Annotated in this window: 24 protein-coding genes and 1 riboswitch; of the genes, 10 read left to right on the plus strand and 14 right to left on the minus strand. The window is 73.5% G+C overall.

Annotated features, from left to right (window positions below):
* Window positions 1-23 precede the first annotated feature (23 nt).
* Window positions 24-1,187: an acyl-CoA dehydrogenase family protein gene (locus AB0F71_RS28520; protein ID WP_360239841.1), complete on the minus strand. Its 1,164-nt coding sequence runs from the start codon at window positions 1,185-1,187 to the stop codon at window positions 24-26.
* A gap of 325 nt (window positions 1,188-1,512) precedes the next feature.
* Here AB0F71_RS28520 and AB0F71_RS28525 point away from each other — a divergent pair, with 325 nt between their 5' ends.
* Both AB0F71_RS28525 and AB0F71_RS28530 read left to right on the plus strand, forming a co-directional pair.
* On the plus strand, window positions 1,513-2,115 hold the full coding sequence (locus tag AB0F71_RS28525) for a hypothetical protein (RefSeq protein ID WP_360239921.1): 603 nt from the start codon (window positions 1,513-1,515) through the stop codon (window positions 2,113-2,115).
* A gap of 388 nt (window positions 2,116-2,503) precedes the next feature.
* Entirely contained in the window at window positions 2,504-4,531 is a 2,028-nt protein-coding gene (locus AB0F71_RS28530; protein WP_360239924.1) for an AAA family ATPase, read from the plus strand.
* 58 nt (window positions 4,532-4,589) lie between these two features.
* On the opposite strand, the gene AB0F71_RS28535 is transcribed toward AB0F71_RS28530, so the two are convergent.
* From AB0F71_RS28535 to AB0F71_RS28580, 10 genes are all read right to left on the minus strand, one after another.
* Window positions 4,590-5,576 (minus strand): NAD-dependent epimerase/dehydratase family protein, encoded by a 987-nt coding sequence (locus AB0F71_RS28535; RefSeq protein WP_360239844.1) that lies wholly within the window; start codon window positions 5,574-5,576, stop codon window positions 4,590-4,592.
* 122 nt (window positions 5,577-5,698) lie between these two features.
* On the minus strand, window positions 5,699-6,745 hold the full coding sequence (locus tag AB0F71_RS28540; RefSeq protein WP_360239847.1) for a hemolysin family protein: 1,047 nt from the start codon (window positions 6,743-6,745) through the stop codon (window positions 5,699-5,701).
* A complete protein-coding gene (locus AB0F71_RS28545; protein WP_360239850.1) occupies window positions 6,742-8,085 on the minus strand; it encodes a hemolysin family protein in 1,344 nt (447 codons plus the stop codon). The genes AB0F71_RS28540 and AB0F71_RS28545 overlap by 4 nt, the downstream gene beginning before the upstream one ends.
* Before the next feature lie 243 nt (window positions 8,086-8,328).
* A complete protein-coding gene (locus AB0F71_RS28550) occupies window positions 8,329-8,769 on the minus strand; it encodes a PH domain-containing protein (protein WP_360239853.1) in 441 nt (146 codons plus the stop codon).
* A gap of 112 nt (window positions 8,770-8,881) precedes the next feature.
* Window positions 8,882-9,730 carry an ATP phosphoribosyltransferase gene (gene hisG / locus AB0F71_RS28555; protein ID WP_360239856.1) on the minus strand — a complete coding sequence of 283 codons (849 nt, stop codon included), beginning with the start codon at window positions 9,728-9,730 and terminating at the stop codon, window positions 8,882-8,884.
* 50 nt (window positions 9,731-9,780) lie between these two features.
* Window positions 9,781-10,053 (minus strand): phosphoribosyl-ATP diphosphatase, encoded by a 273-nt coding sequence (locus AB0F71_RS28560; RefSeq protein ID WP_360239859.1) that lies wholly within the window; start codon window positions 10,051-10,053, stop codon window positions 9,781-9,783.
* A 102-nt stretch (window positions 10,054-10,155) separates the two neighbouring features.
* Complete coding sequence (gene ribH, locus AB0F71_RS28565; RefSeq protein ID WP_360239862.1) at window positions 10,156-10,629, minus strand: 6,7-dimethyl-8-ribityllumazine synthase; 474 nt, start codon at window positions 10,627-10,629, stop codon at window positions 10,156-10,158.
* 39 nt (window positions 10,630-10,668) lie between these two features.
* Window positions 10,669-12,000, minus strand: a complete 1,332-nt coding sequence (locus AB0F71_RS28570; protein WP_360239865.1) for a bifunctional 3,4-dihydroxy-2-butanone-4-phosphate synthase/GTP cyclohydrolase II — start codon at window positions 11,998-12,000, stop codon at window positions 10,669-10,671.
* Window positions 11,997-12,644, minus strand: coding sequence for a nicotinamide mononucleotide transporter family protein (locus AB0F71_RS28575; protein WP_360239868.1), 648 nt, complete (start codon window positions 12,642-12,644; stop codon window positions 11,997-11,999). The genes AB0F71_RS28570 and AB0F71_RS28575 overlap by 4 nt, the downstream gene beginning before the upstream one ends.
* Window positions 12,641-13,381, minus strand: coding sequence for a riboflavin synthase (locus AB0F71_RS28580; RefSeq protein WP_360239871.1), 741 nt, complete (start codon window positions 13,379-13,381; stop codon window positions 12,641-12,643). The genes AB0F71_RS28575 and AB0F71_RS28580 overlap by 4 nt, the downstream gene beginning before the upstream one ends.
* A 217-nt stretch (window positions 13,382-13,598) precedes the next feature.
* Window positions 13,599-13,726, minus strand: a riboswitch (FMN riboswitch).
* Between the two features lie 248 nt (window positions 13,727-13,974).
* Here AB0F71_RS28580 and AB0F71_RS28585 point away from each other — a divergent pair.
* Window positions 13,975-14,220 (plus strand): SCO4226 family nickel-binding protein, encoded by a 246-nt coding sequence (locus AB0F71_RS28585; RefSeq protein WP_360239874.1) that lies wholly within the window; start codon window positions 13,975-13,977, stop codon window positions 14,218-14,220.
* Between the two features lie 85 nt (window positions 14,221-14,305).
* Here AB0F71_RS28585 and AB0F71_RS28590 read toward each other — a convergent pair whose 3' ends face one another.
* The gene (locus tag AB0F71_RS28590) at window positions 14,306-14,620 is read right to left on the minus strand and encodes an antibiotic biosynthesis monooxygenase family protein (protein WP_360239877.1); all 315 of its coding nucleotides are present in this window, start codon (window positions 14,618-14,620) and stop codon (window positions 14,306-14,308) included.
* Window positions 14,621-14,765: 145 nt separating this feature from the next.
* On the opposite strand from AB0F71_RS28590, the gene AB0F71_RS28595 reads away from it, so the two are divergent.
* A complete protein-coding gene (locus tag AB0F71_RS28595) occupies window positions 14,766-15,461 on the plus strand; it encodes an MSMEG_1061 family FMN-dependent PPOX-type flavoprotein (protein WP_360239880.1) in 696 nt (231 codons plus the stop codon).
* Between the two features lie 169 nt (window positions 15,462-15,630).
* On the opposite strand, the gene AB0F71_RS28600 is transcribed toward AB0F71_RS28595, so the two are convergent.
* Window positions 15,631-15,819 (minus strand): DUF1508 domain-containing protein, encoded by a 189-nt coding sequence (locus AB0F71_RS28600; protein ID WP_360239883.1) that lies wholly within the window; start codon window positions 15,817-15,819, stop codon window positions 15,631-15,633.
* A 178-nt stretch (window positions 15,820-15,997) separates the two neighbouring features.
* On the opposite strand from AB0F71_RS28600, the gene AB0F71_RS28605 reads away from it, so the two are divergent.
* The 5 genes from AB0F71_RS28605 to AB0F71_RS28625 all read left to right on the plus strand — a co-directional run bounded on the left by AB0F71_RS28605 (window position 15,998) and on the right by AB0F71_RS28625 (window position 21,197).
* Window positions 15,998-16,414 (plus strand): HIT family protein, encoded by a 417-nt coding sequence (locus AB0F71_RS28605; protein WP_360239886.1) that lies wholly within the window; start codon window positions 15,998-16,000, stop codon window positions 16,412-16,414.
* A gap of 103 nt (window positions 16,415-16,517) precedes the next feature.
* Entirely contained in the window at window positions 16,518-17,573 is a 1,056-nt protein-coding gene (locus tag AB0F71_RS28610; RefSeq protein WP_360239889.1) for a serine hydrolase domain-containing protein, read from the plus strand.
* A gap of 232 nt (window positions 17,574-17,805) precedes the next feature.
* Complete coding sequence (locus AB0F71_RS28615) at window positions 17,806-18,603, plus strand: hypothetical protein (RefSeq protein ID WP_360239892.1); 798 nt, start codon at window positions 17,806-17,808, stop codon at window positions 18,601-18,603.
* 76 nt (window positions 18,604-18,679) lie between these two features.
* Window positions 18,680-19,864, plus strand: coding sequence for a thiolase family protein (locus AB0F71_RS28620; RefSeq protein WP_360239895.1), 1,185 nt, complete (start codon window positions 18,680-18,682; stop codon window positions 19,862-19,864).
* Window positions 19,865-19,970: 106 nt separating this feature from the next.
* A complete protein-coding gene (locus AB0F71_RS28625; RefSeq protein ID WP_360239898.1) occupies window positions 19,971-21,197 on the plus strand; it encodes an alpha/beta hydrolase in 1,227 nt (408 codons plus the stop codon).
* Between the two features lie 77 nt (window positions 21,198-21,274).
* Here AB0F71_RS28625 and AB0F71_RS28630 read toward each other — a convergent pair whose 3' ends face one another.
* Window positions 21,275-21,820, minus strand: a complete 546-nt coding sequence (locus tag AB0F71_RS28630) for a helix-turn-helix domain-containing protein (protein WP_360239901.1) — start codon at window positions 21,818-21,820, stop codon at window positions 21,275-21,277.
* 121 nt (window positions 21,821-21,941) lie between these two features.
* On the opposite strand from AB0F71_RS28630, the gene AB0F71_RS28635 reads away from it, so the two are divergent.
* Window positions 21,942-23,450, plus strand: a complete 1,509-nt coding sequence (locus AB0F71_RS28635) for an MFS transporter (RefSeq protein WP_360239904.1) — start codon at window positions 21,942-21,944, stop codon at window positions 23,448-23,450.
* Window positions 23,451-24,026: the final 576 nt, after the last annotated feature.

Below are 24,026 nucleotides of genomic sequence, written 5' to 3' on the forward strand. Positions count from 1 at the left end.
TCGGGGCCCGGCCGGACTTCGGCTCAGCCCTTGGTGAGGTGGCGGCCGATCACCAGGCGCTGGATCTGGTTGGTGCCCTCGACGATCTGCAGCACCTTGGCCTCGCGCATGTAGCGCTCGGCCGGGAAGTCCTGGGTGTAGCCGTAGCCGCCGAGCACCTGGACGGCGTCGGTGGCCACCCGCATCGCGGCGTCGGTGCAGAACAGCTTGGCCATCGCCGCCTCCTTGGAGAACGGCCGGCCCGCGTCCCGCAGCCGCGCGGCGGCGAGGTAGAGCGAACGCCCGGCCTCGATCTGGGTGGCCATGTCGGCGAGCATGAAGGACAGGCCCTGGAAGTCCGCGATCGGGCGGCCGAACTGGCGCCGGGTGCGGGCGTAGTCGACGGCGAGGTCGAGCGCGGCCTGGGCGACGCCGACGGCACAGGCGGCGATGCCGAGGCGGCCGGAGTCAAGCGCGGCGAGCGCGATCTGGAAGCCCTGGCCCTCCTCGCCGATCAGCCGCTCGCGAGCCACCCGGGCGCCGTCGAAGTGCAGCTGGGCGGTCGGCGAGGACCGCATGCCCATCTTGTGCTCCGGCGGCGCGGCCGACAGGCCCGGCTGGGCGCCGGGCACGAGCAGGCAGCTGATGCCCTTGGGGCCGTCCACCCCGGTGCGCACCAGGGCGCTGTAGAAGTCGGCCTGACCGCCGTGGGTGATCCAGGCCTTGGTGCCGTTGACGACGTACTCGTCCCCGTCGAGGTCGGCGCGGGTGCGCAGGGCCGCCGCGTCGGAGCCGGACTGCGGCTCGGAGAGGCAGTAGGCGCCGAGCTGCTCGCCGGAGAGCATGCCGGGCAGCCACTTCTCCCGCTGCTCGTCGCTGCCGAAGGTGGCCAGCGCGTGACAGGACAGGGTGTGCACGCTGACGCCGAGGCCGACCGCCAGCCAGCCCGCGGCCAGCTCCTCCAGGACCTGGAGGTACACCTCGTAGGGCTGCTCGCCGCCGCCGTACTTCTCGTCGTACGGGAGGGAGAGCAGGCCGGCCTCGCCGAGGGTGCGGAAGACCTCCCGGGGGAAGCGGTCCGCGGCCTCGTCCTCCACCGCGCGCGGCCGGAGCTCGCGCTGGACCAGGTCCCGGGTGAGGCTCAGCAGCTCGCGGGCCTCCTCGCTGGGCAGCTGGCGCTCCACGGCTTTCACGGGGGACGGGGTCATGGCGAGGGTCGCCTCCTCGATCGGGCGCCGGCCCGGGGTGGCGGGTGGTCCGGCGCGGGTGTGGCAGGTCGGCCCGACCGGCACCGGGTTGCGGTGAACGGCCGTTCACAGGCGTGGCGAAGGCGAGTATGCCCGAAACCCGCGCTGCCGTCACGACCTGCGCAGATGATCTGTCCGCAGTGGTGGGCTACGGCACCGTAGGGTTGACGTTGTGGCTGCATCCGGAACCGCTCGCTCCCCCCGTCCGCCCGTTCCCGGCGACCCGCCGGCCGGGCTCGACGTACCGGCAGCCGGGAGCGATGCGCCGGCCGACGGGAGCGATGCGCTGGCCGGGCTGGCCCGGGAGCTGCGGGCGCTGCCGCCCTCCTGCGGGCCGGTGCGGCTGGTCGCGGTGGACGGGCACGCGGGCTCCGGCAAGACGACCTTCGCCGGGCGGCTGGCAGTGGCGCTCGGCGGCGCGCCGGTGGTCCACCTCGACGACCTGGCCACGCACACCGAGCTCTTCGGCTGGGCGGGACGGCTGCGCGAGCAGGTGCTGGAGCCGCTGGCGGCCGGCCGGCCCGCGGAGCACCGGGTGTACGACTGGACCCTGCGCCGCTTCGCCGGCACCGCCCGGGTACCGCTCGCCCCGGTGGTGCTGGTGGAGGGGGTCGGCGCGGGGCGCCGCGAGGTGCGGCCCTGGCTGGCCCGGGTGATCTGGATGGAGCTGGAGGCCACTGCGGCCCGCCGGCGCGGTGAGGAGCGGGACGGGCCGGAACTCGCCGCGTTCTGGGCCGGTTGGGCCCGCGCGGAGGCGGCGCACTTCGCCGCCGACCCGAGCCGTCCGTACGCCGCCACCAGGGTCGACGGGGTGACCGGGCGGATCGCGTCGAGCACTGTCGGTGAAACTTCAACTAAGCCCTTGACCTGCGACATCGCCAGGACTTAGGTTCTCGTCAGTCGCTGGAACTCATCGTTCCGGCCGCTTCGGACCCGGCGCTCCCGACTTGTTCCCCCGTGAGCCGGGGGCGCCGTCCGGTCCCCTCCCGCAGCCCGCCGGTCAGCGGTTTTTCGGCCATCCGGCCGCCCAACCACCTTGTGCACGATCGCATTTGACCCTGTGCGGCACCCTTCCGGATCAGCCCCGCGCCGGTACGATTCCCGGTAGGCGCATATGCGCCCCGGGGGCTCGACGACCACCGGCCCGGCTGCGCACAGGCGATCCGCCGGCCGAGCCCCGGGCCACACCGCGGGGGGCGTGAGTGACGACGGTCGACAGTTCCGACAGCACGGCGGGCGGCCCGGACCGGCTCGCCGACCGGGCCTGGCTGCGGGCCATGGACGCCTACACGGCCGGCGCCTACGCCCGGGCCGAGGAGGAGTTCCGGGCCGCCGTCCGGCTGGACCCCGGCATGGCCGACGCCTGGCTCGGCCTGCACGCCCTGCGCAGCGACACCTCGGCCGCCCTGCTCGCGATGTACCGCAACCAGAACCGCTTCGGCGAGCAGCGGCGACTGCACCGCCGCCCGCTCAGCTCCTGGTACTGGCTGGGCTGGTGGGTGCAGCCGGTGCTGGAGGACACCCGCGACCTCGCGCTGGCGCACGCCTCGCACTGGCTGGACGGCCGCCACCTGGCCGAGCTGGACCGGGCGTTGGAGCAGTGCCCGGCCCCCAGCGAGGACCCGTCCGCGCAGTTCCTGTACGCCTGCCGGTCCTACCTGCTCAAGGACTGGGAGCAGTTGATCAGGGACACCGACCGGCTGTTGGACGACCCGCTGCTGGGCATCGAGGCCGGGCTCTTCGCCGGGATGGCCCGGGTGCGGCTGGACATGTGCGCCCAGGCGCAGGCCCCGCTGGCCGCCTCGCTGGCCCGCTGCCGCTCCGAGCAGCCGCAGCGCAAGGAGCTGCGCTACTGGCTGGCCCGGGCGTACGAGGGGGCCGGACGCAGCGCCGCAGCGCTGCCGCTGTACCGGGCGGTGCACCGGGCGGACCCGGCGTTCATGGACACCTCGGCCCGGCTGGCGGCCATCTCGGCCGAGGACGCGCTCGCGGACGGGCTGCTCGCGGACGGGCGCTCGGGCGGGCTGGACGGGACCGGCCCGGACGGCGTCGGCCTCGACGGGACCGGGCTCGACGGGACCGGCCTTGACGGTGCGGGGCTGGACGGCGTCGGGCTCGACGGCGCGGGGCCGGACGGAGCCGGGGTGGGCGGTGGGACGGGCTACCAGGACGACCCCGGATACGCCGAAGGGCCGCTCTACGACGCCGAGTTCGGCACCGGCGCCACCCCGGTCGGCGGCGGGCCCGCAGTGGACGCGACCCTCGTGGACGGCCCGCTCACCGCAGCGGAAGCGGACACCGCCCCGGCGGACGGCGCACCCCAGACGGCCGGTGAACGCTCGGGTTCGGGCGCGCCGGCCGGCCCCGCCGCGCCGCCCCCGCCGCTGCCGGTGCGCGGCGAGGCCCAGCCCCGCACCGCCGCCGCTCCGCCGCCCCGGACCGCGGGCAACGAGCGGGAGTTGGACGCGGCCCTGGCCGAACTCTCGCTGATGGTGGGCCTGGAGCCGGTCAAGCGCCAAGTCAGGGCGCTGTCGGCACAGTTGAGAATGTCGCGGCTGCGCGCCGAGCAGGGGCTGCCGGTCCAGCCGCCGAAGCGGCACTTCGTCTTCTCCGGCCCCTCCGGCACCGGCAAGACCACCGTGGCACGGATCCTCGGCCGGGTCTTCCACGCCCTCGGACTGCTCTCCGGCGACCACCTGGTGGAGGCCCAACGCGCGGACCTGGTGGGCGAGTTCCTCGGCCAGACCGCCGTCAAGGCGAACGAACTGATCGACTCCGCGCTGGACGGCGTGCTGTTCATCGACGAGGCGTACAGCCTCTCCAACTCCGGCTACACCAAGGGCGACGCCTACGGCGACGAGGCGCTCCAGGTGCTGCTCAAGCGGGCCGAGGACAACCGGGACCGGCTGGTGGTGATCCTGGCCGGCTACCCGGAGGGGATGAACCGGCTGCTCGCCACCAACCCCGGCCTCAACTCCCGCTTCACCACCCGGGTCGACTTCCCGAGCTACCGCCCGAACGAGCTGACCGCGATCGGCGCGGCGCTGGCCGGCCGGGACGGCGACGGCTGGGACGAGGACGCGGCCGAGGAGCTGGCCAGCATCTGCACCCACGTGGTGCGCGAGGGCTGGATCGACGAGCTGGGCAACGGCCGGTTCATCCGCACCCTGTACGAGAAGTCCTGCGCCTACCGGGACCTGCGGCTGTCGCTGCTGCGCGAACCGCCGGGCCGGGAGGACCTGGCGACGCTGCGGCTGCCGGACCTGGTGCAGGCGTACGGGGAGCTGATCGACGGCCGGAGCTGACGACCGGCTCCCCCACCGGGCCTCAGCCGTCGAGCAGCTCCGCCTCGCGCTCCGGGCCTCAGCCGTCGAGCAGCTCCGCCTCGCGCTCCGGGTCGAGCCCGACGCTCGGCCGGTCGGCGCGCTGCGGGGCCTCGCCACCGATCGACCGCAGCCAGGCCCAGGTGTCCTCGACCGTCTCGGCGACCGGGCGGCAGCGCAGCCCGGCGGCGACGGCGCGGGCGACCGAGGCGCCGTGCAGGAAGTCGTAGAGCTCACCGGGCGCCAGCCAGACCGGCAGCTCCGTCCACGGCTGCACACCGGCCGCCAGGATCCGCTCCGGATCCGTCCAGCGCAGCTCGGCGTCCGAGCCGGTGGCCCCGACGCAGGCCTCCAGCAGCCCGCCCATGGTGGTGTGACCGGCCGGGCTGACCACGTTGTACGGTCCGCCCAGCCGGGCCACCACCGCGTCCAGGGTCCAGGCGGCGAGGTCGCGGCCGTCGATGTACTGCAGCGGCAGCTCGCGCGGGCCCGGGGCGAGCACCGGGCCGCCCCGGGCGATCCGGTTCAGCCACCACGGCAGCCGGCCGATGTCCTCGTACGGGCCGAGGATCAGTCCGGCGCGGACCAGCAGGGCGCGTCCGCCGAACTCCGCCTCCAGGGCCAGTTCGGCGCCGCGCTTGGCCTCCGCGTAGCCCACCTCGCCGGTGAGGTCCGGGTCGGAGTCGACCACCGGCGCGGTCTCGTCGGCCCCGGCGCGCAGCGGGTGGTCGTACACCGAGCGGCTGGAGACGTACGCGTAGTGGCCGACCCGCCCGTTCAGCCGCCGGGCGCTGTCGCGCACCGCCGCCGGGGCCCAGGACCAGGTGTCCACCACCGCGTCCCACTCCCCCGTGCCGAGTGCGGCCAGGCCGTCCTCGGCGGTGCGGTCGCCGCGCAGCACCCGGACGCCCTCGGGCGCGGGCTGCGTGCCGCGGTTGAGGGCCGTCACCTCCCATCCCCTGGCCAGTGCCTCCTCGGCGACGGCCCGTCCGACGAACTTCGTTCCACCCAGCAGCAGGAGTCTCATGCCGACCACCCTCCCCCGGGGCGGCCGGCCTGGGAACCGTTGCCTGCTGTGGGCAGATTCGCCCTCGGCGGACACGCCGTCGGCGGAGGAGGGTCTTCCCGTGCTTCCGCTGGTTCCGGTGGCTAGGCGCTCGTCCGGTGGTCCGGGTCGTGCATCTCGCCGACCAGTTCCTCCAGGACGTCCTCCAGCATCACCACGCCGACCGTCCGGCCGTCCTGGTCCAGCACGGCGGCCAGGTGGCAGGTGGCCCGGCGCATCGCGCCGAGGGCGTCGTCCAGCGGGAGGCTGCCGCGCAGCACCGTGATCGGCCGCCACAGCCGGGCCGGGACGGGCGCCGACGGGTCGTCCACGTCGAGGATGTCCTTGAGGTGGAGGTAGCCCAGGTAGCCGTGGCCGGCCGGGTCCCCGTCGGTGACCGGGAAGCGCGAGAAGCCGGTGCGCAGGGCGAGCTCCTCGACCTCGGCGGCGGTCGCCTTCGGGTCCACGGTGACCAGCTGCTCGGGCCGCAGCAGGACGTCGGTGACCGGGCGGCGGCCCAGCTCCAGGGCGTCCTCCAGGCGTTCCTGGCGGTCCTCGTCGAGCAGGCCGGCGTCCCGGGAGTCGACCAGCAGGTACATCAGCTGCTCGGTGGTGAACACCGACTCGACCTCGTCCTTGGCCTCCACCCGGAACAGCCGCAGCACGCCGTTGGCGAAGGCGTTGAGCGCCCGGATCACCGGGGTGAGCCAGCGGGCCAGCCGGTCCAGCGGCGGGCCGAGCAGCAGCGCGGCCCGCTCCGGGCCGGCCATCGCCATGTTCTTCGGCACCATCTCGCCCAGCACCATGTGCAGGAAGACCACGAGGGCCAGCGAGATCCCGTACGAGAGCGGGTGCATCAGGCCCGCCGGGACGCCGATCGCGTGGAAGGGGTCCTCCAGCAGCGAGGCGATGGTCGGCTCGGCGAGCGCACCGAGGCCCAGCGAGCAGACGGTGATGCCGAGTTGGGCGGCGGCCAGCATCGCGGAGACGTTGGACAGCGCGTGCAGCACCGTCCGGGCGCGCTTGTGCCCGGCCTCGGCGAGCGGCTCGATCTGGCTGCGGCGCACCGAGACGACGGCGAACTCGGCGCCGACGAAGAAGGCGTTGCCGAGCAGGAGCAGGACGGCGACGGCGAGTTGGAGCACGGTCATCGGACGTTCTCCCCGTTCTCGCCGAACCGGCCGGGCGCGCTGGTGCGCTCCACCCGGACCTGGCTGGTGCGGTGCCGGTCGACGCCGGTCACGGTGAACCGCCAGCCGGGCAGCTCGGCCTGCTCACCCACCTCGGGGAGCTTGCCGAGCAGGTCGGAGACCAGACCGGCCAGGGTCTCGTACGGGCCGTCCGGGGCGTTCAGGCCGATCACCTCCAGCTGGTCGAGCCGGGCACGGCCGTCCGCCTCCCAGGCGGGCAGGCCGTTGACGGCCGGCAGCTGGAGCAGGTCGGGGTGGTCCTCGGGGTCGTGCTCGTCCTGCACCTCGCCGACGATCTCCTCGACGATGTCCTCGACGGTGACGACCCCGGCGGTGCCGCCGTACTCGTCGACCACGATGGCCATCGGCTGGAGGCGGCGCAGCTGGTCCAGCAGCCGCTCTGCGGGCAGGGTCTCGGGCACCAGCAGCGGCGGCGAGGCCAGCTCGGCGACCCGGACCAGGCCGCGGCGGGCGGCCGGGACGGCGAGGGCGTCCTTGAGCGTCACGATGCCGGTGATCTCGTCCACGGTGTCGGTGTAGACCGGGAAGCGGGACAGGCCAGTGGCCCGGGTCAGGTTGATGACGTCGGAGGCGGTGGCGTCGCGCTGGAGGGCGGCGACGTCGATCCGCGGGGTCATCACCGACTCGGCGGTGAGCTCGCTGAGGCCGAGGGTGCGGACGAACAGGGTCGCCGACTCCTCGTCTATCGCGCCGGCCTTGGCCGAGTGCCGGGCCAGCGAGACCAGCTCGGCCGGGGTGCGGGCGTGCTCCAGCTCCTCCTGCGGCTCGATGCCGAAGGCCCGGACGGTGCGGTCCGCGGCGCCGTTCAGGAAGCTGATCAGCGGGCGGCAGGCGAAGGAGAAGGCCATGTGCGGGGCGGCGACCGCGCGGGCCACCTGGAGCGGGCGGGAGATCGCCCAGTTCTTCGGCACCAGCTCGCCGATCACCATCTGCACGACGGTCGCCACCACCATGCCGACCACCACGGCGACGCCGCGGGCGGCCGAGTCCGGCACCCCGATGCCCGACATCACGGGCGAGAGCAGGGTCGACAGGGCCGGCTCGGCGAGCATGCCGACCACCAGCGAGGTGACGGTGATGCCCAGTTGGGCGCCGGAGAGCTCGAAGGACAGGTGCCGCAGGGCCCGGGAGACCCGGCGGGACTTGACGTCGCCGGTTTCGGCGGAACGTTCCACCGCGCCCCGGTCGGCGGTCACGAAGGCGAACTCGGCGGCCACGAAGAGGCCGTTGGCGAGGATCAAGAGCACAGCCGCGAGCAACAGCAGCCAGGCGGTGATCACAGTGCCGCCTGCCTTCCGGGGGTCGGAAGCGAGGCGGCGCAGGTACTACCGGACGGATCGTCCATCGAGGGGGAGTGTCACTCCTCTGGTCGGTGCGGTACAGGTCGTGCTGGGGCGGAACCGAAGCTTTGCCCCACTTTTACCAGCGTAGACCATACCGGCGCGACGGTAGGAAGCGTGTTCGGACCCGCCGGGACCCCCGGTTGGGGGTCCGGGTCCGGGGTCCGGGTCTGAGGACCGGGGTCAGACCTGGGCGTGGTGCTCGACCAGGTCGCGCAGCGCGCGGGCGTCCGCGATCGCCTGGTCCTTGCCGACGCCGGACTGGATGCCGACCGCGGCCAGCGAGGTGCCGTCGGCGAGGTCGAGGGTGGCCCACGGGTCGCCCTGGCGGAAGTTGACCCGGACGATCTCCGGCCAGGACAGCCGGCGGCTGCGGACGAAGTTGACCACCGTCACGCCCTCGGCGTCGGCGCTCACCCGGGGGCGGGCCAGCATCAGGCCGACGGCGGCGAACAGCACGCCGCTGGCGACCATCATGATCCGGTCGTTGAGCTGCCAGTTCGCCGGGAGCAGCACCGCCAGCACCACGAACAGCGCCACGAGCACGGCGCAGACCGGCAGCAGCACCGCGCGGGTGCGCCGGGGCGCCCAGGTGACGGGGAACTCGACGGGCGGGGTGGACACGTGGGGTCTCCGGTGGCTCTGGATCATGACGGGCGACAGCACAGGGGCGGGGACGCCGGTCAGCGTCCCCGCCCCTATTGAACCGTTCTTTACTCTCTGCAGTGCAAGCAGGTCAGAGACGGCAGGCGTGGATGTTGGTCACCAGGATCGCCCGGGCGCCGATGCCCCACAGGTCGTCCATGATCTGCTGGGCCTCCTTGCGGAGCACCATCGAGCGGACGGCCACCCAGCCCTCGGTGTGCAGCGGGGAGACGGTCGGCGACTCCAGGCCGGGGGTGAGCGCCACGGCGGCGCCGACCTTCTCGGCCCGGATGTCATAGTCCATCAGCACGTAGCGGCGGGCCACCAGCACGCCCTGGAGACGACGCAGGAACTGCTCGACCCGGGCGTCCTCGCCCGCGCCCTTGGGGCGGATCACCACGGAGTCCGACACCAGGATCGGCTCGCCGAAGACCTCCAGGCCGGCGTTGCGCAGGCTGGTCCCGGTCTCCACCACGTCGGCGATCACGTCGGCGACGCCCAGCTGCACCGCGGTCTCGACCGCGCCGTCCAGCTTGGTGACCGTCGCCGTCACGCCGTGGTCGGCCAGGTGCTGCTCGACCAGGCCGGTGTAGGAGGTCGCGATCCGCAGGCCCTCCAGGCCCTGCACGTCCTTGACGTCCAGGCCCTCGGGGCGGGCGAAGCGGAAGGTCGACCCGGCGAAGCCGAGGGCGAGCACCTCCTCCGCGTTGGAGTGCGAGTCCAGCAGCAGGTCGCGGCCGGTGATGCCGACGTCCAGGCGGCCGGAGCCGACGTAGACGGCGATGTCGCGCGGGCGGAGGAAGAAGAACTCGACCTCGTTGTTCGGGTCGACGAGGACGAGCTCCTTCGGGTCCTTCCGCTGGCGGTATCCGGCCTCATGGAGCATCTCCGCCGCGGGACCCGAGAGAGAACCCTTGTTGGGGACGGCGATGCGCAGCATGGGAAGTCGGTTCCTTACCTGTTCGGGGAGGGGGTGCTGTCGGGAGCGGTTCAGAGGTACTTGTAGACGTCGTCGAGCGTCAGCCCACGGGCGATCATCATCACCTGAACGTGGTAGAGGAGCTGCGAGATCTCCTCGGCCGTCTGCTCGTCCGACTGGAACTCGGCGGCCATCCAGACCTCGGCGGCCTCCTCGACGACCTTCTTGCCGATCGCATGGACGCCCTGCTGGACGAGCTGGGCGGTACGGGAGGACGAGGGGTCGCCAGTGGCGGCCTTCTGCTGGAGCTCGGCGAAGAGCTCCTCGAATGTCTTCGAAGCCATGATGGGACTCACCATACGGCGTGCGGGGAGGCGGACGGTAAACGGTCCCGGACCGTGGACAGTCCGGTGGACGTCCACGGTCCAGGACCGTACGGCCTGACGTCAGCGGGCGTCGCGCAGGACGGCGGCGGTGGCGACGGCGGCGGTGACGGCCTCGTGGCCCTTGTCCTCGGCCGAGCCCGGCAGACCGGCCCGGTCAAGCGCCTGCTCCTCGTTGTCGCAGGTCAGCACGCCGAAGCCGATCGGGACGCCGGTGTCCACGCTGACCTGGGTCAGGCCGGCGGTGGCCGCCTGGCAGACGTAGTCGAAGTGCGGGGTGCCGCCGCGGATCACCACGCCGAGGGCGATCACGGCGTCGTAGCCGCGGTCGGCGAGGCGCTTGGCGGCGACCGGCAGCTCGAAGGTGCCCGGGACGCGCAGCACGGTCGGCTCGGCGACGCCGAGCTCCTTGAGCGCCCGGTGGGCGCCGTCCAGGAGGCCGTTCATCACCTTGTCGTGCCACTGGGCGGCGATGACGGCGACCTTGAGGTCGGCGGCGCCGTCGATGGTCAGCTCGGGGGCTCCGTGGCCGCTCATGTCGCTACTTCCTGTTCTTGGTGGGAGGTTCGGGTGGTCTCAGGAGCCGAGGCCGGGCAGGTCGTGGCCCATCCGGTCGCGCTTGGTGCGCAGGTAGCGCAGGTTGTGCTCGCTGGGCGCGATCTCGACCGACTCGCGCCCCTTGACCTTGAGCCCGTGGTCGGTGAGCGCGGTCTGCTTCCGCGGGTTGTTGGTCAGCAGGGTGAGCGAGCGGACCCCGAGGTCCACCAACATCTGCGCCGCGATGCTGTAGTCGCGGGCGTCCGCGGGCAGGCCCAGGTCCAGGTTGGCGTCGACGGTGTCGCGCCCCTGCTCCTGCAGCTCGTACGCACGCAGCTTGTGGGCCAGGCCGATCCCCCGGCCCTCGTGGCCGCGCAGGTAGAGCACCACGCCGCGGCCGGACTCGGCGACCCGCCGGAGCGAGGCCTCCAGCTGCGGACCGCAGTCGCAGCGCAGCGAGCCGAGGACGTCGCCGGTCAGGCACTCGGAGTGCACCCGCACCAGCACGTCCTCGCCGTCCGGCAGCCGGCCGTCCGCGCCGAGGCCGCCGGCCACGAGCGCGATGTGCTCGACGCCGTCGATGGTGCCCCGGTAGCCGACCGCGGTGAACTCGCCGTGCACGGTGGGCAGGGCGGTGGTGGCGGCCCGGTCGACGTGCAGCTCGGTGCGGCGGCGGTAGGCGATCAGGTCCTCGATGGAGATGATCGCCAGGCCGTGCTCACGGGCGAAGGCGACCAGCTCGGGCAGCCGGGCCATGGTGCCGTCGTCGTTGACCACCTCGGCGATCGCCCCGGCCGGTGCCAGCCCGGCCAGCCGGGCCAGGTCGACGGCGGCCTCGGTGTGCCCGGGGCGGACCAGCACCCCGCCCTCGACGGCGCGCAGCGGGAAGACGTGCCCGGGCCGGGTGAGGTCCCCGGGCTCGGTGCCGGGCGAGGAGAGCAGCCGTACCGTCCGGGCGCGGTCGGCGGCGGAGATGCCGGTGTCCACGCCCTCGCGGGCGTCCACCGAGACGGTGTAGGCGGTGCCCTTGCGGTCCTCGTTGACCTGGGTCATCGGCGGGAGCTTGAGGCGGTCCAGCTCCTCACCGGTCATCGGGGCGCAGATCACGCCGGAGCTGTAGCGGATGGTGAAGGCCATCAGCTCGGGGGTCGCGGCGGAGGCGGCGAAGACGATGTCGCCCTCGTTCTCGCGGTCCTCGTCGTCGACCACGATCACCGCGCGGCCGACCGCGATGTCGGCGATCGCCCGCTCGACCGGGTCGAGGACGAACTCGTCGCCGTCGCTGCCGGGCTCGGTGCCGGGCTCGCCGCCGGGGCGGGTGCCGGACTCGCTGCCGGGCCGGGCGCCGTGCTGGGTCTGGTTCTCGGTCATGCCGTGACTCCCTGCGGGACGTTGGCGGACGTGGCTCGCGGCTCACGGGTGCTCAGCCACCAGGAGCGCAGGCCGAGCAGCACCAGGACGAAGTAGACGGAGTAGGTGAGGCCCGAGAAGGTGTAGCCGCTGTTGAAGGCGAACGGGACGCCGACCGCGTCCACCGCGATCCAGGCGAACCAGAACTCCAGCCAGCCGCGCGCCTGGGCCACCATCGCGGCGAGCGTGCCGACGAAGATGTAGGCGTCCGACCAGGGACTCCAGGACAGCTCGGGGTAGGCGGTGAACAGCAGCGCCAGGGCGACCGTGCCGGCCGCGGTGCCGGCCACCAGGGCGGCCCGCTCGGGCCAACTGGCGAACCGCACCGAGATGGTGCCGGCGTCACGGCGCCCGCGCCGCCACTGCGCCCAACCCCAGGCGGCGGTGACGATGACGATCAGCTGCTTGCCGATCAGGCCGGGGACGTGGCCCCCGAAGTAGGCCGCGATCAGCACGACGCCGGACAGGAGTTGGACCGGCCAGCTCCAGACCGAGCGGCGCCAGCCGAGCGCCAGGCCGCCGAAGCCGAACAGGTTGCCGATCATGTCGGCCCACTTCACGTGTTCACCGAGGACGGTGAACGCCTCTCCGCTGAGCCAGCTCATTCCTTGTCCCCCGTGCTGTGCGTGATGTGTGCGGTGTCTGCGGTGTGCGTGGCCTGTGCGGTGTCTGCGGCGTGCGTCGCCTGTGCGGTGTGCGGCAGGTTCGGGAGGGTGCGCGATTCGAGCAGCCGCTCCACGTACTTGGCGAGTACGTCCACCTCGAGGTTGACGCTCTCGCCGAGGGCCTTGGCGCCGAGCGTGGTCAGCGCGAGGGTGGCCGGGATGAGGCTGACGGTGAAGCTGTCGCGGGCCGCCTCCACCACGGTGAGGCTGACGCCGTCGACCGTGATCGAGCCCTTCTCCACCAGGTACCGGGAGATGGACTCCGGCAGCGAGAACCGCAGCACCTCCCAGCGCAGGTTGCCGGCCGCGTCGCGCTCGCCGGGCTCGCGGCTCAACAGCCGTCCGGTGGCGTCGACATGACCTTGGACCAGGTGCCCGCCGAGCCTGGCGCCGAGCGCCATCGCGCGCTCCAGGTTGACCGGGGAGCCGGGCTTCAACTCGCCCAGGCTGGAACGGTGCAGCGTCTCGGCCATCACGTCGGCGCTGAACTCACCCGTCTCGGCGGCCAGTTCCTCGGCACTGTCGACCACGGTCAGACAGACGCCGTTGACCGCGATGGAGTCGCCGTGACGCGCGCCGACACGAACCACCGGGCCGCGCAGGCGGATTCGCGAGGAGTCGCCGATCTCCTCGATCGACACGACCTCGCCGAGCTCTTCGATGATGCCGGTGAACACCCGGGTCTCCTCGCGCTTGGGGCGCGGACTCCGGGGCGGCAGAGGGAGATGACACGGACGGGCACCGGTGCACAGGGCTGCCGACACGACCCGTCGCCGGGGTGCCGCAACCGCCGGGAGATCGCTCGCCCGACCCGGGAGACACCTCTCCCGCCGTTCACCTGACCGTGGTCCGGTCCGGTTCGTGATGGACCACGGGTACTGCTCTTCGTCCGCCCGCGCACGCCTCCCATCCGGACTTTAACCGTCGGTCCAGGAATTTCACCTGGTCAACCGGCCGCTGGCTGCGGACGGGTCGCGGACTGTAACCGCCGGTTCGGATTTTCACCGACCCCGGAGTGCGCTGAACGTCACTGCTGATGACGTCATTGTGCCACGCGGGGTGCGAGCCGAGGGAGAGGGTTCCGCTGTGGCCTGTTTCACGGCCGTGCGGGGAATGCGCGGTGGGTCCGGTACGGCACCGGTGCGTCCGGGACGGCGCCGGTGGCGCCGGTGGCGCCGCCGTGCGCGCAGGGTGACCCTGGTGGTGGGGCCGGACGGCCGGCGGGGTTCGCGGGATTCGCAAGGTTTCGCAAGGTACGGAGGCGAGCGCGATGAAGTTCATGGACGTCCACCACGGGATGGTCGGGATCACGCCGGAGCAGCTCAGGGCCGCTCACGCGGCCGACTTGGCGGTCGAGGGCGGGGAGGGCGTGCACTTCGAGCAGGCCTGGGCGGACCCCGAGACCGGCACGGTGTACTGCCTGTCCGAGGCGCCGTCCAGGGAAGCGGTGCAGCGGGTCCACGAACGGACCGGGCACCCGGCGGCCGAGATCCACTCGGTGCCGTTCTCGGTGTGACGGTCGGGCGCGACCGTTCCCGGTGCCGCCGTCCCCGGTGCCGCCGTCCCCGGTGCATTGGGCCTCGGCCGGGCTCAGAGCGGACTCAGAGCGTGGCGGGTGCGGCGATCGGCGTGAAGTGGGTGACCTCCGGGGGGTGCGCGAGGTAGTGCAACTCGCCCTCCGACCAGACCGGCCGGATCCGCCACATCGGCCCGGCGTACCCCCGCAGGGCCTCTTCGTCACGCCAGCGGCTGACCACGAGCACCCGGTGTCCATCCTCGGTCACCGAGCGCAACAGTTCACCGCCGAGGCACCCGTCCGTCCGCCCCAACTGCGGGATCACCTGGCTGACCAGATGCGCGCAGAACTCCTCGATGCGATCGGCCGTGACCTGCCCGGCCCAAATTCTGACGATCACGGCCACCACCTCCGGCTGGCTGGAGTCCCTGGCCCCATTATCAGCGGAAAACCGCTGGTGGGGAGGGGTGGGGCGACTCTTTCACGGAGAGTTGAGGAAGCCGAGGGGAAGGGACACGAGCAGGGCCCTCCGCTAGATTCCCGGTATGACCCTCACACCGGAAGCTCCCGCTCCGTCAACCCCCGCCCCGGGCGCGCCGAACAGCCTGTTCGCCGCCCTCAGCGCGCGCGCCCTCACCGAGCCGGCCCAGTTGCGTGAGGTCTACGAGCAGCCCGGCGACCACGCGCGCCGCAAGCAGGTGGACCACCTCCACGAGGTCGCCCAGCGCCTCATCGCCTGCGCCTCGCTGGTCTTCGTGGCCAGCTCCGACGCGGCCGGCCGCTGCGACGTCTCCCCGCGCGGCGGCCCAGCCGGGGTCGTCTCGGTGCTCGACGAGTACACCCTGGCCATTCCGGACGCCACCGGCAACAAGCGCCTGGACACCCTGCACAACATCCTGGAGAACGGCCGGGTCGGGCTGCTCTTCGTCGTCCCGGGGCGGGACACCACGCTGCGGGTCAACGGGCGGGCCTGTGTCTCCACCGACCCGGAGCTGCTGCGGCAGCTGACGGCCGTCGGCAAGCCCCCGCGCAGCGCGATCGTGGTGGCCGTGGAGGAGGTGTACGCCCACTGCCCGAAGGCGCTCATGCGCGGCTCGGCCTGGAAGCCGGAGAACTGGCTGGCGACGGACGCCCAGCCGACGTCGGCGGAGGTCACGCTGTCGCACTTGCGGGACGACTCGCTGACCATCGACATGATCGAGCAGACGGAGCGGGAAGCGCTGCTGTACCGCTACGAGTAGACGCGGCGCCGGTGCGCCGTTGGCGGTGCGCCCGTGTGCCGGTGTGCCGGTGTGCCGGTGTGCCGGTGTGCCGTCGGCGGGCGCCCGGTACGCCGGTTGATCGGCGCCGGTGGGCCCCGCCGCCGGTCCGGGTGGGCCGGCCACGGGGCCTCGCTCGCCCCGGCCCGGGTCAGGCGGCCTTCGGGACGTCGATCACCGCCGCGCCGTCGGCGGCCCGTTGGACGGCCTCGACGCCCTTGTGGGCGGCGTCCTTGCTGACGTAGCCCTGGCCGGTCGCGACGATCTCGCCGTTGCCCGCCTTGAGCCGGAACCGGTACTTGCCGCCGGCGTCCTGGTAGACCTCGAACTTGCCCGACATCCGGGCCACCTCCTCGTGCGGCACGGGTGCGCCGCGTCGATCCGTCCCCCTCCCCCTCTCAGTCACCGTGCGCCCGGCGCGGAGGCCCGCGCACGCGGTCGGCCGCCGGATGGGTGACGCCGGGCGGATCGGGGTTTGCGGGGGTGCCGGGGAGGCCGCCGGTGGCTTGAATGGACGGATGGACTGCGTGTTCTGTGCGGTGGTGGCGGGCGAGGAACCGGCGCACCGGGTGCTGGACGATGCGGCGGCGGTGGCCTTCCTGGACCGCCGGCCACTGTTCCCCGGCCACGTGCTGGTCGTGCCACGCCCCCACCACCGGACCCTGGCGGACCTGCCGACCGAGGAGGTCGGGCCGTTCTTCCTGCGGGTACAGCGGGTGGCGGCGGCGGTGGAGCGGGGGCTGGGCGCGGCGGGCAGCTTCGTGGCGGTGAACAACCGGATCAGCCAGTCGGTGCCGCACCTGCACGTCCACGTGGTCCCGCGCAATCCCAAGGACGGGCTGCGCGGGTTCTTCTGGCCGCGGGGGAAGTACCCGGACGAGGCGGGGGCGGCGGAGGTGGCGGCGCGGCTGCGGGCGGTGCTCGACGAGGGGTAGGGGCCGGGCGGGGTTGGGCGTACGCCCGGGGGAGCATCCAGGCGGGGGTGAAATCATTTTCCGGGCGGACGACTTCGCAGGTCGCGGGCCCTAGGGTCGGGGCATGAACGAACTCGCGCGGCTCGTGCAGCAGACCTCCGACCGGCTCGCGGGCCGGTGCGTCGGCGTGGTGGTCGCCGGGGTGGCCGGTGGCGCCGTGGAGATCCACGGTGCCGGGCGGACGGGTCCGGGGGGCGAAGTGCCCGGCGCCCGGACGTTGTTCGACATCGGCTCCGTCACCAAGGTGTTCACCTCGCTCGCGCTCGCGCGGCTGGCGCTCGACGGCACCGTACGTCTCGACGAGCCGCTCACGGAGGTGCTGCCCCGTTCGGCGGCCGTCCCGGCCCGGGGCGGGGCGGCGATCACGCTCCGGCACCTCGCCACCCACACGTCGGGGCTCCCCCGGCTGCCCCGGGGCATGCTGCTGCGCGCGCTGCTGCGGCCCAACCAGCCGGACCCGTACGCCCGTTGCACCGCCGAGCGAATACTCTCCGGGCTCGGGCGGACGCGGCTGCACTCCGCCCCCGGGCGCAACTTCCGGTACTCCAACCTCGGCGTCGGGCTGCTCGGGCTGGCCCTCGCCCACCGGTCCGGCAGCGCGTACGGGGAGTTGGTGGACCGCGAGGTCTGCGCACCGCTGGGGCTGACGGACACCTGCCTGCGGCCGGACGCCGACCAGTCCGCCCGGCTGGCGTCCGGCCATGCGCCGAGCGGGCGCCCGGTGCCGTCCTGGGAGTTCGCGGCGCTCCCCGGCATGGGCGGGCTCCGCTCGACGGCGGCCGACCTCGCGGCCTTCCTGCGGGCGCAGTTGGCGGCCGAGGGCGAGCCGGACGCACCGCTGGCGCCGGCGATGCTGCTCACCCGGGAGACCAGGCACCGGGTCAACCCGTTCGCCTGGACGCACCTCGGCTGGCTCGGCCACCGCTTGCACGCCCAGCAGGGCAGGCACCTGCAGTTGTGGCACAACGGGGGGACGGGCGGGTCGGCCTCCTTCCTCGCGTTCGACCCGGAGCAGCAGGTGGGGGTGGTGGTGCTGGCCAACTCCCGGCGGTCGGTGGACGAGGCGGGCACGGCGCTGCTGCGGCGCCTGCAGGTGGGGCTCGGCGCGGCCGGGCGCTGACCGGCGGGTCCTCCCCCCGCACCTCGGCTCGCCCGCCGACTGTCGTTTCGGTCGTGTCGGTCGGTCGCCCCTGCCGAACGGCACCCCCTGGTGCCGGACACACTCCGGCTGTTTCGGTCCAAAGGGTGTCGATTGGCACTGTTCCGGAGGGTGGTGGGCGATCGATCCTGATGGTCCGCCATCCGGCAGTCGCAGTTCCGGTTGGGGAGACGGTCGAGGCAAGGAGGGCGAAGTGGCGATGCTGTGGTCGCCCGGGTGGGCGTGGTCGTTCGTGGAGAACGGCCAGGCCCGTCGCGGGTCGGCCGGTCCGCTCGGGCCGGTGGTGCAGGTGCACCGGGCGTTCCGGCCGGTCCCGTGGCGGGCGCGGACGTGGCTGGACACCGTAGCGGTGGTCCTGGCGCTGGTGGTCTGCCTGGCGTTCGGTCAGTGGTGGCCCGCCCCGGTGGTGGCGGCCGCGGCGGTGGTGGGCGCGAACGGGTACGGCGCCCTACGGCCCGCGCCCGGGCTGCGCACCGTACGGGTCCATGAGGGCGGTCTGGCACTGGTCGGGGCGGGCGCCGACGAGCGGCTGCTGCCGTGGGCGGGCATCGAAGCCGTCGAGTACTCCCCCGGCGGGCGGCGCCGGGAGCCCGAGCGGATCCGAATATGGCCCGCCGGTGCGGACGAGCCCGTTGTGCTGGCCCGACTGCACGGGTTGGAGGGGTTGGCGCGGGAGGTGGACGAGCGCCTGTCCCCGTGCCTCCGGGCCGCGCTGCACGAGGCGCTGCGCAGCGAGGGGAGCGTCCGGTTAGCCCGGGGGCGGCTGACGGTGACGGCCGGCGGGCTGGTGCACCGGCCGCCGCACCCCCTGGTCGCGGCGGCGGCGTACCGGTGGGCGGAGGTGCACTCGGCCCGGGCGACCGGTCTCGGCGAGCTGGAGCTCCGGACGCGGTCGGCGGGGCTGCCGCTCACCCTCCCGGTGCCCAACGCCCGTGCGGCGGCGGAGTTCCTGGAGGACGTCCGGGGCTCGGGCGCCTTGGCGAACGCCTAGAGGGTTGGATTCCCAAACTCACCGACCTATAGTGAGTTTGCTTTTCCAATCCACCGCAGAGGAGAGGCGGCCCGCCATGCGCGATGCCGTGATCGTCGAAGCCGTCCGCACCCCGGTCGGGAAGGGCAAGCCGGGAGGCTCGCTCTCGGGCGTCCACCCGGTCGAACTGCTCGCCCACACCCTCCAGGCTCTGATCGGGCGCAGCGGCATCGACCCGGCCCTGGTCGACGACGTGATCGGCGGCTGCGTCGACCAGGTCGCGGAACAGGCGATGAACACCACCCGCTACGCCTGGCTGGCGGCCGGGTTCCCGGAGTCCGTTCCGGCGACCACCGTGGACCGGCAGTGCGGCTCCTCCCAGCAGGCGGTGCACTTCGCGGCGCAGGGGGTGATCTCCGGGGCGTACGACCTGGTGGTGGCCTGCGGGATCGAGTCGATGAGCCGGGTGCCGATGTGGTCGAACGTGCCGCCGGGGGCAGATCCGTTCGGCGCCGCCGTCGCGGCCCGCTACCCGGGCGGGCTGGTTCCGCAGGGGGTCGGCGCCGAGCTGATCGCCGCCAAGTGGTCGCTCACCCGGGAGGCCATGGACGAGTTCGCGGCCGGGTCGCACGCCAAGGCCGCCAGGGCGCACGCGGAGGGCCGGTTCGCGGACGAGCTGGTCCCCGTACCGACGCCCGAGGGCCTGGTCACGACGGACGAGTCGGTGCGCCCGGGCACCACGCCCGAGGTCCTGGCGGGGCTCCGTCCGGCCTTCGCCGACCCGGCCTACGCCGAGCGCTTCCCGCAGATCGACTGGTCGGTCACGGCAGGCAACAGCAGTCCGATCAACGACGGCGCCTCAGCCGTCCTGATCACCAGCAGCGAGACCGCCGCCCGACTGGGGCTGCGCCCGCTGGCCCGGCTGCACTCCTTCGCCGTCACCGGGTCGGACCCACTGCTGATGCTCACCGGCGTCCTGCCCGCCACCGAGAAGGTGCTGCACCGCGCCGGGCTCTCGCTCGCCGACATCGACCTGTTCGAGGTCAACGAGGCCTTCGCCAGCGTCGTCCTGGCCTGGCTGCAGGAGACCGGCGCCGACCCGGCCCGGCTGAACGTCAACGGCGGCGCCATCGCCCTCGGCCACCCGCTGGGCGCGAGTGGCACCCGACTGATGACGACTCTGGTGCACGAACTGCGCCGCAGTGGAGGGCGGTTCGCCCTGCAGACCATGTGCGAGGCGGGCGGCCTGGCCAACGCCACGATCCTGGAGGCGGTCGACTGACGCCGACCGATCACCCCCTAAGGGCCGCAGGGGGCCCGCCCCGCAAGGGATCAGTACCTCTCTGAGTGGACGTCAGGCCACCCGCCGGCGACCTACCGTCGCCCGTATGAGCCGACACACGAGCCGAGTTCGCACCACCGCCGCGTTCGCAGCCCTGCTGCTCGCCGTGCCCCTGTCCGTCGCAGCGGCGGCACCGGCCCTGGCCGCACCCGCCGCACCCGCCGCACCGGTCGCCGCCGCTGCCGGTGCGGCCGGCAGCTCCGCCGCGACCGGCACGCCGAGCGCGGTGCACCTCGAACTCCCGCGCCCGACCGGGCCGTTCACGGTCGGGCAGGAGGTCCTGCACCTGGTCGACGAGAACCGCCCGGACCCATGGGTGCCCTCCGCCGGGCCGCGCCAGCTGATGGTCACGATGTACTACCCCGCCCACGCCGGGACGGGCAGCCCGGCCCCGTACATGACCGCCGCGGCCGCCCGGCTGCTGCTGGACAGCAAGCTCCCGGGCAACAGCATCCCGACCGAGGCCGTGACCGGCACCCGGACCTGGTCCAGGACGGACGCCCGCCCCCAGGGCGGCCACTACCCGCTGGTGGTCCTCTCCCCCGGCTTCACCATGCCGCGCGCCTCGCTCAGCAGCCTCGCCGAGGACCTGGGCAGCCGCGGCTACGTGGTGGCACTGGTCGACCATACGTACGAGAACACCGGGACCACCTTCCCGGACGGGCAGACGCTGCCCTGCGTGGAGTGCGGCAAGCTCACCACCCGCGAGGCCTGGAAGGGCCTGGACGAGAGCCGGGCGAAGGACGCCTCCTTCGTCATCGACCAGCTGACCGACCGCCCCCACCCGGCCTGGCGCTACGCCCGCATGATCGACCGCGATCGGATCGGCATGGCCGGGCACTCCGTCGGCGGCGCGGCCAGCGTCCCGGCGCTGGTGACGGACGACCGGATCCGGGCGGGGGTGGACCTGGACGGCAGCATGGACTACGAGGTGCCCGAGTCCGGGATCGGCGGCAAGCCGTACCTGATGATCGGCCACCCGCTGCCCGGCGCCGAGGACCCCAGCTGGACCGACAGCTGGCCCCGGCTCGACGGCTGGAAGCGGTGGCTGACCGTCGACGGCACCGACCACGGCAGCTTCACCGACTACCCGCTCTTCCTCAAGGCGCTCGGCGCGCCCCAGCCCCCGGAGACCACCATCACGGGGCAGCGTGCCGTCGAGCTCACCCGCCGGTACGTCGGGGCGTTCTTCGACCTCCAGTTGAAGGGCATCGACCAGCCGCTGCTCGACGGGCCGACCGCCGCCGACCCGGAGGTCCACTTCCACTCCTGACCAGCTGCACCCGCGGGGCCGTCGGCGCGCTGCCGGCGGCCCCGTCGGCCTTGAGCACGCCGCCCGACGGCGCTCCGCTACGCGGCGGAGGCAGCGGCCGAGGCGATCGGTTCGAGCAACGGGTGCGGGCGGACCAGGGCGCGGGAGACCGGGTCCTCGCGGTGGCCGCCGGCGTGGGCCGGGTTGGGGCGCATGGTGACCTCGGCCGGGGGGACGGGCCCGCCGCCGCAGCTGGGGCAGGCTCCGATGAGGTCGAGGTCGGTGCCGCAGGCGCGGTGCGCGAACAGGTGGTGCGGGCCGCCCGGGGTCGCGTGCCGACCGCCCCAGCGGCTCAACTGGTAGAGCGGGCCCCAGAGTTCGAGGCCGGTGTCGGTGAGCAGATAGCCGTGGCGGAGCGGCGCCTGCTGGTACGGCTCCTTGCGCAGCACCCCCGCCGCGACCAGGGCGTTGAGGCGCGCGGTCAGGACGGCTCGCGGGATGCCCAGGTGGACGAGGAAGTCGTTGAAGCGCTGCACGCCGTAGAACGCGTCGCGGACGATCAGCAGGCTCCAGCGTTCGCCGACCACCTCCAGGGCGCGGGCCAGTGCGCAGTCCTGCAGTTCGTAGTCCGTTCCCAGCGCCATGCGGGCCAGCGTAGTCCACGGGCGACATGGGTTCAATGAACAGACTTTCGGTGGTAGCGTCCCACTCGAGATGAAGGTTCATTCACCAGACCCATCGGCCCGCCCTCCGGAGGGAACACCCATGTCCCCCGCACCACCTGCCGCGTCCGCACTGCCCGGCCTGCTCGTCCGGGCCCGCCGGTCCGTACGGCCGCTCCGGCCCGCCCGGCCTGTTCGACCCGCCCGGCCTGTTCGGCCTGTTCGGCCTGGTGCCACCCTGGCCGTCACGGCGGCCGCCACCGCCCTGGGCACCGTCGCGTACACCGCCCCCACCGCCTCGCTCGCCGCCACCGCCCAGGCCGCTCACCTCGGCGCCACCGGCCGCACCTGGATCCTCACCGGCACCCTCGTCGGCATCTCGGCCCTCCTGCTCACGGCCGGCAGCGCCGCCGACGACCACGGCCGCAAACGGGTCTTCACCTCCGGCGTGCTGCTGTTCGCCGCCGCCGAGGCCCTGGCCGCACTCGCCCCCGACGGCAGCGTCTACCTGGCCGCCCGGATCCTGCTCGGCGCCGCCTCCGCCGCCGTCCTCGCGCCCGCACTCGGCCTGATCAGCCACGCCCACCCGGCCGGGCCGCAGCGGATCCGGGCGCTCGGCGTCTGGGGCGCGGCCGTCGGCCTCGGCATCGCGGTCGGACCGGTCTACGGCGCGCTAGTCCAGCAGTGGGCGGGCTGGCGGGCGGTCGGCGGCGGACTCGCCGTCGTCTCGGCCGCCGTCGCCGTCTGCGCCGCCGTCCTCCTCACCGAGTCCCGGGCCGAACGGCCCCGCGCGCTGGACCCGTACGGCGTGCTCACCCTCGCCGCCGGAACCACCCTGCTCATCACCGGACTCGCCGAGGGCCGTGACGGCTGGGGGCGAGCCTGGGTGGTGACGCTTCTGGTCGGCGGGGTGCTGCTGCTCGCCGCCTTCGCGGTGGTCGAGACGAAGGGCCGCGAGCCGATGCTCGACCCGACCCTGTTCCGCAGCCCCGGCTTCCTCGCCGCGACCGGCGGCGCCCTGTTCACCGGGCTCTCACTGGTCGGCTTCATGAGCTACCTGCCCACCCTGCTCCAGGGCGTGCTCGGCCTCTCGGGCCTGGCAGCGGGCGGCGTACTCGCACTGTGGTCCGGCCTGTCCGTGGTCGCCGCCCTCCAGGCCCGCCGACTGGCCGCCCATCTGTCGGCCACCACCCAGGTCGCCCTCGGCCTGTTCGTCTGCGGCGTCGGCGAGGCCGGACTGTACGGCCTCGGCCCCGACTCCTCGTGGCTGCGGCTGGCCCCCGGCCTGGCCGTGGCCGGCCTCGGCAGCGGCGTCCTCAACGCGGCCCTCGCCCGGCTGGCGGTCAGCAGCGTCCCCGCCCACCGCGCGGCCATGGGCTCGGGCGCCAACAACACCTCCCGCTACCTCGGTTCCGCCCTCGGCGTCGCCGCGACGGTCGCTGTCGCCTCCTCCGCCCACCCTCGCACCCCCGGCCCCGAGGCCGCCGCCCACGCCCTCGCCACCGGAACCGACCGCGCGGTCCTGCTCGCCGCCACCCTCTGCCTCCTCGGCGCAGTCCTCGCCCTCACCGCCCGCCACGCCGAACGCCGCACCGCCCCCACGCCCCGCTGACCGGGCACGCGCCCAAGAAACCGCCCCACCCGACTTCTTACGCAGGCCAACCGGCCACCTGGAGTAGAAAAGGCCGCTTGGCCCCCACCCCAACCACCACAAGAAGTCGAACCCGTCGACTTCCCACACACAGCCACCGAATACGCACCGGCCCCCCGATACGGCCACACGGAACGTCAACCCGGCCGACTTCCCACGCACGCCCACACCCGAACACGAACCCACCAGCCACCCGCGCGAACGGCAGCCTCGCCCCAACCCGAGCCAACAACGCAGACAGTCGGACCCGCCCACTCCCCCACGCACAGCGCCAGGCAACCCATGCTCGCGTCTACTGCCGCTCGGCACGGGCGCAGGGCACACAGAACGTCGACCCAGCCGACTTTCATGCACGCCGACACCCCAACACGAACCAACCGACCTCCCTGGGCCACAAGGACCACCCGGTCCCACCCCGAGGCCGACACAGGAAGTCGAACCCGCGACTCTGCTGGCGAAGTCGGTTGGGGTGGTTGTGGGACAGTAAGTGCCTGTTGATTTGGGTGGGTTGGCTGACTGTGGGGGTGGGTCGTGCTG

The organism is Kitasatospora sp. NPDC028055 (genome assembly GCF_040637885.1).
GTDB lineage: Bacteria > Actinomycetota > Actinomycetes > Streptomycetales > Streptomycetaceae > Kitasatospora.